The 10,643-nt window shown below is 34.5% G+C and carries 8 protein-coding genes; all 8 read right to left on the bottom strand.

The window, feature by feature from the left end; genetic code table 11:
- Positions 1-292: 292 nt before the first annotated feature.
- The 8 genes from cas2e to CGSMWGV1500E_RS03385 all read right to left on the bottom strand — a co-directional run bounded on the left by cas2e (position 293) and on the right by CGSMWGV1500E_RS03385 (position 10,237).
- On the bottom strand, positions 293-1,372 hold the full coding sequence (gene cas2e / locus CGSMWGV1500E_RS03350; RefSeq protein WP_032843469.1) for a type I-E CRISPR-associated endoribonuclease Cas2e: 1,080 nt from the start codon (positions 1,370-1,372) through the stop codon (positions 293-295).
- 1 nt (position 1,373) lies between these two features.
- On the bottom strand, positions 1,374-2,315 hold the full coding sequence (gene cas1e, locus CGSMWGV1500E_RS03355) for a type I-E CRISPR-associated endonuclease Cas1e (protein WP_004127879.1): 942 nt from the start codon (positions 2,313-2,315) through the stop codon (positions 1,374-1,376).
- 27 nt (positions 2,316-2,342) lie between these two features.
- Positions 2,343-2,999 carry a type I-E CRISPR-associated protein Cas6/Cse3/CasE gene (gene cas6e, locus CGSMWGV1500E_RS03360; protein ID WP_004127877.1) on the bottom strand — a complete coding sequence of 219 codons (657 nt, stop codon included), beginning with the start codon at positions 2,997-2,999 and terminating at the stop codon, positions 2,343-2,345.
- The gene (gene cas5e, locus CGSMWGV1500E_RS03365) at positions 3,000-3,875 is read right to left on the bottom strand and encodes a type I-E CRISPR-associated protein Cas5/CasD (protein ID WP_004127874.1); all 876 of its coding nucleotides are present in this window, start codon (positions 3,873-3,875) and stop codon (positions 3,000-3,002) included. It lies immediately after the preceding gene.
- 58 nt (positions 3,876-3,933) lie between these two features.
- The gene (gene cas7e / locus CGSMWGV1500E_RS03370) at positions 3,934-5,022 is read right to left on the bottom strand and encodes a type I-E CRISPR-associated protein Cas7/Cse4/CasC (protein WP_004127870.1); all 1,089 of its coding nucleotides are present in this window, start codon (positions 5,020-5,022) and stop codon (positions 3,934-3,936) included.
- A 79-nt stretch (positions 5,023-5,101) separates the two neighbouring features.
- The gene (gene casB, locus CGSMWGV1500E_RS03375) at positions 5,102-5,713 is read right to left on the bottom strand and encodes a type I-E CRISPR-associated protein Cse2/CasB (RefSeq protein WP_004127867.1); all 612 of its coding nucleotides are present in this window, start codon (positions 5,711-5,713) and stop codon (positions 5,102-5,104) included.
- 22 nt (positions 5,714-5,735) lie between these two features.
- A complete protein-coding gene (casA, locus tag CGSMWGV1500E_RS03380) occupies positions 5,736-7,394 on the bottom strand; it encodes a type I-E CRISPR-associated protein Cse1/CasA (protein WP_004127864.1) in 1,659 nt (552 codons plus the stop codon).
- The gene (locus CGSMWGV1500E_RS03385) at positions 7,391-10,237 is read right to left on the bottom strand and encodes a CRISPR-associated helicase/endonuclease Cas3 (protein WP_004127862.1); all 2,847 of its coding nucleotides are present in this window, start codon (positions 10,235-10,237) and stop codon (positions 7,391-7,393) included. The genes casA and CGSMWGV1500E_RS03385 overlap by 4 nt, the downstream gene beginning before the upstream one ends.
- Positions 10,238-10,643 lie beyond the last annotated feature (406 nt).

Raw genomic sequence — 10,643 nt, 5'->3', positions numbered from 1 at the left:
ACTACACTATCAACGCCCGAGAGGTTACCCTAATGGGATCACCCCCGCGTATGCGGGAAAGACCATTTTTATACTCCTTTTTGCTTTTAAGACTTAGGATCACCCCCGCGTATGCGGGAAAGACACGACAAGTTTAGAGCAGGGATTCTTTTTGCTGGGATCACCCCCGCGTATGCGGGAAAGACACTTAAAGATCCCAATAAAATGACCATTTCTATAACAGAAACAGTCAAATCTCATTTACTTTTCAGATTCAACCTATCACAAAGCGTAGTACAACAGTATTTTATTTTTATGAAATAAATTTTAGCAATCCTTTCAAATTAAAAACAAGATGCGCTGTTAGTCTAGCGTCCAAAAGAGCTCTATGTGGAACGGATTCAGAAATATTGTATTCGTGTAGTACCGTCTTTAGTTGGTAATTTTTTAAAAATTTCTTTTCTTTCTTTACGAAACGAGATATATCAAAAATTTTATTGATTGAAAGAGAATCATCAAATCTTTCACCTAATGAAGATAAAGCAGAATTCAAAAATGACATATCAAACTGTATATTATATCCAAGTACCGGTAATTTTCCAACAAAATCAATAAATTCTCTTAATGCTGAATCTAATCCGACACCATAAGAATCAAGCATATTATCTGTAATACCAGTTAGCTCAATAATTTCATTAGGAATAAAATTATTTTTATTAAAATTACTAACGCTGCCGCAATTAATATTTATTAGTTTTTGAAATTCTTCAATTTTTCCATCAATGAACTTAACTGCTCCAATTTCAATGATTTTATCAACTTTGCTATTTAAACCTGTAGTTTCGCAATCTATTACAACAAAATTCTTACTTGTTTTACCAATACAATCTTTCCAGTAATCTGTACAAGTTATTTCTTCATTATTTGTAATAAAGTTTGTAGTTTGAGAAACATTATCATAACTTAGATAACTAATATTTTCATTTGTAAGATTATTTTTAATTTTATTAGAAGTAGTATTAATACTTTTATGACTAGCATTTGAAAATTTCCTTGCATTATGAAAATGCGCTGCATTACTAAATCCATGTTTAATATCGCCTTCCGTTATATCATTTGAAGGAATACGTACCAGAGGCAATCCATCTGAATAAACTACTTCACGATGCGAATGGATAGTTTTAAAATCATAGCCAATTTCATTTCTGGAAGAAAAGCTCATTGTTACAGTACCATTGCCAACACTGTCTTTTATACGCTTCCATAATTCTTCTCGGACTCTACTGTTGAAATTGCCGACGTAAACGCCTGTAGCTATTTCTTGCATCCACTTGGTTAAATCACCTCTTAAAGATAGTGGACAGTTCGTCATAGTAATCACAGTTAACGGCATATCAATTCACCTCACTGTAATTTATTCCAGAATCTACTAGGAGTTCCTTATCGTCCCAAAGATGTATTACATCAACAGTAATTTGGTCGTCAATTGGTATTTCAAGAAGATTTTGTATGTCATTAACGATACGAGACATTATGTTGCAATTTGTAAAGCAATCGCGCATCTTCAATCGCATTAACTGTTCAATGTCATCGTCGGATTCACACTGAGCAGCAATTTCAAAAGACGCAGGAATAGTTAATTCAGCTTTATATAAGTCTGCAATGTCGTATACGAGAGAAAGATCATGTCCAGTATGTACGAAACCTAATCCAGGTGCTAAACCCAAAGCAGATATTATGCTATGCACTAAACCGTATAAGCATACGTTGCCTACAGACAATGCTTGATTAACAACAGTGCCACTTTCAAAATCGTCGATTTTATAATCGCGACCATTCCATTGGACATTGTATTTGTTAGACATTTCCCTATATACATGTCTAACACGAGCGCCCTCTCGACCTCGCAATTGTTGCATAGTATATGACGATACGTTTTCGTTAGGGAAACGCATTTGATACATTTTTCTCGCAACGCTCAGTCTAGACCTATTATTAGTAACAAGTTTTGCTTGTTTTTCCAACAATCTTGAACTTCTTGACAATGCTCTACCATGAGCATAATTGCGAACACCATGCTCGCCAACCCAAACTATGCTTGCACCAACATCTCCAAGTAATTCCATGGCTCTATGAGTAATCTCCGTGCCAGGACCCAAAAGTAAAACACCAATCATCGCAGCAGGAACTCTTATAGTTCCATTTGCATCAAAGACTGTAACAGCACTATCAAGACGATTAATTTTCGCATGCTCTACGTATATAAAACTTACTCTGTCACCTATACGTGGAAGCTCTGGTATATTAGCTTTTTTAGCACCGAATTTCTTTTCCATACTGTTACAGCCTTCAATAAAATAGCGTCATTTATTTGAGCCACATAAAGGAATCACTGTCATCATTCCAAAGCCATATGCTTTCTTTTTGCCAATTCCTTCTAGCAGAGTTTTACGCATAATATTCGCATCGCTAATTGTTAAAATACCTTGATAAACAGCTTTACTTAATCTAATAGGTTTTTCTGACTTAGTGAATAAGCTATATCCGCGTTCAACAATAGTAAATTCATTTTCGTTCAACGAAAAACCTAATTTTTGTGCGCGATTAAGCAAAAAATTCATCTGCTGATCATAAGTAACATGTGGCACTACCCTACCTCTAGTAGTGCGAGTTTCAACAGTATCAGAAATAGCAACAACAGGATTAAGCGTCACTCGAAATTGCATTCTCATGCCATTCATTAGTGAGCTTAAAAACTTATCATAAGTTTTACTTGACGCTGTTCCTGCAACACCATACATCTCTAGACGTTGCAAATCTGGTTCAGAATCACTCACTATAAGCAAGTAATGTTTTCCATGAAGAACATCAACTCTCCATAGCTTTCTGCTTCTTTCATGATTCTCCCATTCGTTAGGAAAACTTTGTTCAACCCAGTTATGAAAGGCACCAACAGATTTAAGATCTCTCAACGATGAAGGTTTGTTATAATCAATTTCAACTCTACTCAAATAAGACATTTAAGCCTCCAATCCAGAGAATGCATCATGCTCAGCAATAAAATCTCCAGTAGATTTCACATGTTTACTATCTGATGCAATACCTTCCGAATCTGAATTATCGTGGAGAATTCTCTTAATAGATATCTCCATTTTTGACTCGTAACGGAATCCGAATTTTCTTTCCTTGTTCGAGAAAGAATTAACAAAATCCTTACGCAATCTACGAACTGATTCCTGAATTTTATAAGTACGAGTATTATCTTTAACTAATTCTTTCGCAGCTTTATCTACTAAATCAGAATCAGCGTATAAAGATACAAATACTTCATTACGCGATTTATTAGAAGACTCGGATATTTCAGATAAGTTACAAGCATTAAACCTTTTTTTATACCACTTTTTTGCAAGCCACTCATGCGTTAATAACGCCTGAATTACTCCACAATCTTCTACTCCTAGAATAAAGTCAGCAGTAGGAGGCAACGATCTTCTACCTAAACTAGATTGAAAATACGGCGAGCGCAACGCATCGTTAATACTGTAAATAAGCTGCTCATTGTTGGATCCTATTGCAACAAGAAATATAGCATCTTCTAGATAATAACGATTTGTAACATAATTTTTTTCAAAATCACCGTTAAGCTTATATTTTGCAGCAATATGATAATCTTTGAGCAAATTTCCTTGCTGATCGATTCGTACTGCAAAATCTAAATCATTAAGTTTCGCAATATTTTCATCACAATCTGCACTCCTTCTATATCCAAAAGATGCAGCAATCATACCTATCACAGCACTTTTAGATGGATAATAGTCTGTATGGCGAGTCTCAAAATGTGAATCTGTACCCCATGATTGCAAAGGTCCAGCAAACTTCAGTAATAAACTTTTCATAAGCTTCCTAACTGTTAAACACTAAGCATCAACCAATAAGTGTTATTTATTAAGGAATTTACTGAAGAAATTCGGAGACTTTAGAAGAAAAATCATCTAACAATTGTTGCATACTTTGCTCTTCCACTCCTAATTTAATTTCCTCATTTGAAGAATCCATTGTTACATAGAATGACGCAAGTGGCTTATGAACAAATTTTTGAACTTTCTCGTATTCTTGAGATAGCTTCTCTATAGACTTTGAAACATATCCATCTTTAGATTTTACTGGATCTTCAAATGCGCTAACTAAATTCACTGGCCTGTCATCCCTTAACGTTACTACCAGAATTTGCGGCAAAGTTTGATTAGCAAAAGTATTTACTTTGCCAGTAGGCATTGCATTAGAGAAAGCTTCAATAAAAAGTCTAAGAGCGTTAATTGTAGATTCTTTATTGTCTCTCAGCTGATGACTAAATTCATGTACTGCCACATTTGCATAACGATAAAGCGTTGAAGAATTATATTCTATTGTTCCAAGCATTCCAGCTCCAGCATTATCTTCCGCAGATAAATCATCAACAGCAGTATAGTAATCAAATTCAGCACGAACCGCATGGGTGGAAATTGCGTGAGCAACTTGTGAAGAAGCATCCTCATTAAGCGATGGATCGTCTGCAAGCATGCGACCGAATAACGCAATATCAATAGGTGGATTATCTTTCAAGATTTCTTGTAGCTGCTTCTTGTCAGTAACATTATTAATTGCCGCTTGAGCTAGAGAATTTGCTTGAGTCTCTCCTAAGAAGAATAAAGCTTTTGCTGTAGGAACTGTTTCCCCCTTATCTGTTTTAGTTTTAACGCCAGCACCATTTAACGTTTTATCTGCTAAATCTAATGCTTCTTGTTCCGATAATTCTGGTTTTAACGTAATGATTTTATCAGCAACGTATTTAACAATGTTTTTGCTTCGTATTCCAACATTAGAGTCACCGCCGTGCTCTTTGAAGTATTCACGCATTGAGTGCTTCCAGCATTGAGAACTTATTCTGGTTCGAGTTACACCGCCATATTGAGCAGTTTTTGGACTGCCTGCATCATCACGATTAATATTGCATGGTGGAACAGTTTGGATTGCTTGAATATCTAAGAATAAATGAGCGTTCATGATTTTGCCTTTCTAATTTTAGTTAATTGTTTAATAATGCTGTTTTTGAAATATGTAATATTACTAAAAAGTATTTCTACTAGCTGAAACGATAGTATTCTTGCGCCCAGGAAAGTCTTACTTTTTCTGAATCTTCAAACTGAAGCAAATATAAATCGCGCGCTAGTTTAGAATAATCAATTGCTTGTTGATTTTCTTTTGTTCTACTTTTTAGTAGTCGAACTAATTGACGAAGGTAGTAATAAAAACTCTCATAATCGCTTGTAGTAACCATAACATTAAAGCGCCTATCAGTAGCTTCACGTACACCTTCATCACTTCTTAGTGCTCTTAAAGCTGTTCCCATGTTGTTATAAGATTTTTCTTTTTCTGAATCTTCAGATTTGTTCAAATCTTTATAACTTGATTTTTCTACAACACCTTGCTCGCACAATGCGTATATTTGCAAAGTGTTTATAACAGCTCGCATTTGATAGCTAACTTCACCATATTTATTGATAAAGCTTTCCGGAACATTGCTTAGTATCCATGACCATATTTCTACTGACTGACTTAATGGCTTACCAATTGTGTGTCGTAGTTGAGCAAGCATAGCTCGTCTCGATGCAATATCTGATCCGTTCAAAAATTGATTGATTATTTTGTTAATAACGCTTGATACTTCAACAGATTTGCTTTGATTTTCAGCCATAACAGCCTCCTTTCTATCTATTTTATTTTTCTGATAATTTTTTTAATCGACTAATAAAAATGTTGTAAGCTATAACTATATTTTTTGTAGATTCTTTCTCGTTTTGTTCGGAAGGTCTACCTGTAAAATCGCGCAATGTTGCATTTTCTAACATTCTCTTTGCCTCATTTATGAGTATGTTATGCAACGTATTTCTCCACTGTGCACAACTCTCATTCTTTGAATCGTTTGGCATAATATTTGCTAACCATTCTCTAAAGGGTTGATCAACTAGGAAATAAACATTACTAATGTACTTAGTTGCGTCATCTTTATTTCTATTGCGTATTTCACATATGTCGAGAAGAAATTGCTTGTATATAAACCCTATGGCAGATCTTGTATACTCAACTTCATTGTTAATTCTGTTTACCCATCCACTGTCAGAATTATCAGTTACTACGACTTCATCAACGTATAGAGTATCACATATTTCGTCTGTGGGAACCCAAGATGTAGCATTACCATCATCTTTCATGCTTACAGCTTGTAGTGAAATAGAAGATCCAGCAATATCTTTACTAATTTTATTTAACCATTCAATAATTCCTGGTTTATGATTTTTTACACTTCCATCATACAACTCTTGCGACGTAAGCAACCCGAACGATCTCCACATAGATTCTTCTACTCTATGCTTCCTAGGAGTGTATTTGTCCTTACTTTCACCTTCCTTGTTATACTGCCATACTGTCATTGGCTCAATAAAAGCATTTTTATGATTAATATCAGGAAGTTTCACTATAGAAACCGATATCGGCTTGTCAATCCTGGTATCAGGATTTATATATATTGCCCTACTCCATCGAGTGTAAAGCTGAGAAATATTGTCGATAGATGTTTCGTAAAATGAATTTTCAATATTTTCTGTTCCTGAATATTCCCAACATGGCTTTTGTCTTTTCTCAGGAGATTGCATTTCACCAACAAGCACGCAGTTGAGCATAAGAGTTTCAAATAAATTGGCTCCTACTATCTCAATACCGCCGAGATCAAAAAGCCAACCTTTTGAAGCTTTATATTTTTCTGTACCAAAAATGGTCTTATCTGCCAATCCAACATATGACTGTAAGGCAATAATCCATCTTGCTAATTGTGCTTCAGTAAGCGACGATTTATTATTATCAACATTATCTTTTGGAGAAAATACTGCAATTTTATTATTGCTTTCAGAAATCAATCGATTTATATTTTTACCTGATATCTCGCTAGGAGATTTACCACCAAGCTTTTTACTATCGATATCTTGTTTAAGTACTTGTAAAAAAGGATACTTGTCATCAAAAAGATAAAAACGATCATGCCATTGTTCTAAATATTTGAAGACTGCATCTGGAAACTTTTTTGCGGCCCAAACTTCACGCCAAATATCCATTGTTTCTTCATTGAAATCCTCTTTATCCTCTTCATTTGAATCAAATTCACGAGAATTTCCATGAATGTCGTACCTAGAAAAAACAGTATGAAGTAAAGCTAGCAGAATACGAAGTAATGCAAAATCTTGAGTTTTCATATCGCCAGCAAGAGCTTTATATTCATATGCATTCTTAAACACATCTGTAATTGATACGAGTTTATTGTGGCCTTTTTCGTCTACAATGACGGAAATCCAAGGCTCATCTAATAAATTAAATCTGCTCACCGTTTAATTTCCTTTCTGTCTTCTTCTGAACTCTTAATACATACAATACCACTTTTTTCAGAATAAACAACTCTGTATTTCGACAATTCGCAAATATTGTTTTCATCGAATAGAAGCACCAAAGAACCTCGCAGCCAAGGCTGATCATCCCAGTTTTGGAATTGCTTTTGTTTTCGCATTCTTTCCAGCTCTGCAATTGTTTCTTCAACACGATTGCTGTTTAGCGTAAACATCCACGGCAATCCTACTGTCTCTTGAGTAAGTTTCATTGCAACTTCAACATCATCAATATTTTGTGAAATATCTTTACAATCATGAAAAGTTCCATAACCAGAGCCAACTTTTTTAACAGCAATAACTTCTATAGATTCACCGCTATTACGAACTTGAGCACGTGCAAATTCATCAGACTCTTTTACAATTGAATGCTTCAACAAGCCAACAATAGATTTTTTACCGATTTCTGTTTTTGGATTTTCAATTCTATATGTTTCAGCATTACTTTCATTGTTGTTTCTGTCTGAATCATATTCTCTTTTTGCGTCAACATACGCATCTGTCAAATCTTCTTGTAAGTCTAAAGGATTATCACCATAAACTATTTGTACTAATCGAGAAATATCTTGAGGCATATTTATAACATCTGGCAAATAGTATTGAGTTCTCATAAGTAAATATTTACTGTAAATAGACTCAGATCCTCTATCAAATTTGTAGATTGCACTAGTTCCCAACACATATAAAATTGGTTTTTTAAGAGAATCTGGGCGTTCTATCGTATGCCTGTGTAATCTGCCAGCACGTTGAAGCAATAAATCTATAGGAGCAAGATCAGTAAACAAAACATCAAAATCAATATCAAGTGACTGTTCTAATACTTGCGTACCAATAATTATTGCACGAGCAGGTCTATGAGAATTCTTGCCAATCATATTGCAAATCTGTTTTTCTTTTCTAACTCTATCAGTAGCAATAAATTGCGAATGAATAACTGTAACTTCGTCAGCACTAAATTTATCAACGCAAGCATTATAAATTTCTTGTGCTCTCTTAACGGTGTTTACTATAATTCCAGCAATACCGCCATTATTTAGCAAAGATTTAAGCTTACTAACAAGTGATTCATGTAAATTATCATCTGTTATTTTTCTTACAGAAACAGATTTTTTATCACTCGCATCATTTTCAATAAATTTTTGTTTTACACAGTTTTTATCACTGTATGTGATTAGAGGATAACCATTTGTTTCAAAATCAACATTAGACTTATCGCATTCACTCCATTTAAATCCCAACCCGCGCAGTAAATAAGATTTTATAAGTTCTTTTCTACGCTTTGCAGGTAAAGTAGCAGAAAGCAACACTACAGGAACACCATATGCTGCCATCCAAATAAGAGATTCTTCAAGATACTTATTCATATAAGCGTCATACGCGTGCACTTCGTCAATAATTACAACTTTTTTACTTAAACCCAAATGACGAAGCATAAGATGTTTTTGTTTTAGAGAAGCTAACAAAAATTGATCTACTGTACCAACTACAAAATCATCCAACATTGCGGTTTTTCGTCCCGTAAACCAATCATTAAGTATTACTCCATTGTTATTTGCATCATTATTACTTGAAGTACTTTCACAACCATCATTCATGTTTTGCATACCATGAGGCAAATGGGCATAATCTGCATTCAGTTCAGCTTTACCATGAACTAAACGTAAACCAATTTCGCCCTGAAAATCACAATTCACACTTTTAAGCCAATTCTCAACTCGCCTAAACATTCCGTTAGAAGTGGCTTGAGTAGGAAGACCGAAAAACACTCCGCTTCTTCCAGTTAGATTTGCCAATTGCTCAGCAGCAATCAAAGAAGCTTCTGTTTTACCTGAACCCATTGCTGATTCAAGAATAAAAATTCCAGGTTCTTCGCAATTAGAAATAACATTGTGCAACGCTATCTGAACATCATTCGGCGAGAAACCAAAACGATGTTTGTATAGTTCTGAAATACTGCTACAACAATTTAATGATTCCCATACGTCTTTAGAACCATGCTTCAACCACTTTTCCCAACCTTTTTTATATCTTTCTTCCTGATTTTCTATTAAATCTTTCTCTATTGGAATAAGTGGAAAATAGTGTTCATTACTTGCAATCCAATCAGCCATAATAACTAATCCACACAATAAAACTTGTGCTGGTTCACTTATTTCAGGAAGATCATCTACATTAGAAAAATCATTCCTTTCTAAAGACCAACCCAAAATATCATTCTGCAATTTTTGCCATAATCTACTATTTTCGCTTTCAGTTTCACTCTGATAGTAATGGTCAGCATATGAAGACTCATTATCTTTATAAACAGAATTATCATCTAAAGGCTTACCGTGATGAGCGCCAACAATTGCACAAATACCTTCAGGAACTCCAGCTTTAGAAAGAATAGCTTGACCAGTTATAGTATGATGGCTACTTGACCAAGCTGTTGTCTTGAGAATAAAATCATCAATATTTGTGAAACCAACAGTAGCTAACTTATTTTTTAACGCAATATCCAAATCTTTTGAATTTGAAGGCGATTTACGGAACTGAAAAACAGGAGTAGCTTTACCAATATCATGTATGCAACCTAAAAATTGAGATAATTTTTTTGCATCAACATGTTTACTTAATGAGGATTCAATCAATCTTCGCTGGCCATCGCTAAGCCAATGATCCCATAATTGGCCAATAACATTTCCAGTATCTTCAAGATGTTGAGCAAGAGGAAGCCATTGCATTACTCCATTAACTTCTCTCTTTTTGCCCCATAATGCAGGATTAACAATATGATTACATCTCATACCTACTATCCCCTTAATCTACAATGATTACTAAATAATGGTAAATATACTCTTAATAAAAGTTTTAAGGAAGATTGTATTGAATATTTATTTATAATTAGATGAGCTTCAAACGTATTACATGCATTTGAAGCTCAGATAATTGCCTCGCAAATGCGAGAAAGACGATAGAACACGAAACACAGAAGGATCACACCCGCATATGCGGGAAACTCTATCAAAAGCGATTATACACAACAGCATTGTTATTGTGATTCTTTTAATGTAGATTTTGTACGTATCCAGTTAAGCCAACTTGTAGCGTAAATTTAAACTTGTTCAAAGTGGTATAACTTTTACAAAAGTAAAGAATATGTAAGTGTTTAACGCATAAGAAGAGTATCATTCACAAGAATAGACATAACAC

It is taken from the genome of Gardnerella vaginalis 1500E, from assembly GCF_000263595.1.
GTDB classification, from domain to species: Bacteria; Actinomycetota; Actinomycetes; order Actinomycetales; family Bifidobacteriaceae; genus Bifidobacterium; species Bifidobacterium vaginale_E.
This window is presented reverse-complemented; position numbering and strand designations above follow the sequence as displayed.